Here is a 612-nt window from a genome sequence, read left to right as displayed (position 1 = left end):
GGATTCACCCTATTGTGTAGCCNCTAACCCCTTTTCGGAAAATGATCACGAATAGAATTGGGGCATGGAAGCCGTCGAGGTTCTCGATGCTCTCGATTATCACGAGAAACAGATCGCCTATCATCAGGCGCAGCGTCTGCACGTCCTGGCGGATTATGCGATCGAGTGTGAGGGTGACGAGTTCTTCGAGGCCGAGATCGCCGCCGCGATGAAGTGGACCACGCGGTGGACGAGCGATCAGGTCGCGATGGCGCGGGAGATGGTGACCAGGCTGCCGCAGACGATGGATGCCCTGGAGAAGGGTGAGATCGACTTCTACAAGGCCCGCGTGCTCTACGACAAGACCATGCCCCTGTCGGCGGATCACGCGGCCGAGGTCGAGGCCCGTGTGCTGGTGAAGGCCCCGGACCAGACGGGCGCGCAGATGCGCCGCCTCACCCACCGCGTGGTGATGCGGGTGGACCCGGACGGTCAGAAGGACCGCGAGGAGATCCGCAAGGCCCAGCGCTGCACCGGCATCGACAAGCTCGACGACGGCATGGCCCGCTTCTGGGCCTTCCTGCCCGGCGACATGGCCACCAAGTGCTACGAGCGCGTGGACGCCATCGCCCG

Annotated in this window: 1 protein-coding gene; it reads left to right on the top strand. The window is 63.7% G+C overall.

Translation table 11 applies throughout. The features are described from left to right. Positions 1–64 precede the first annotated feature (64 nt). Positions 65–612 (top strand): DUF222 domain-containing protein (locus UK23_RS44130; RefSeq protein WP_045317810.1); only part of this gene is annotated, 548 nt, incomplete at its 3' end.

The organism is Lentzea aerocolonigenes (assembly GCF_000955955.1).
Lineage (GTDB): Bacteria > Actinomycetota > Actinomycetes > Mycobacteriales > Pseudonocardiaceae > Lentzea > Lentzea aerocolonigenes_A.
The sequence above is the reverse complement of the archived record's forward strand: the minus strand, read 5'-3'. Positions and strand labels throughout refer to the sequence as shown.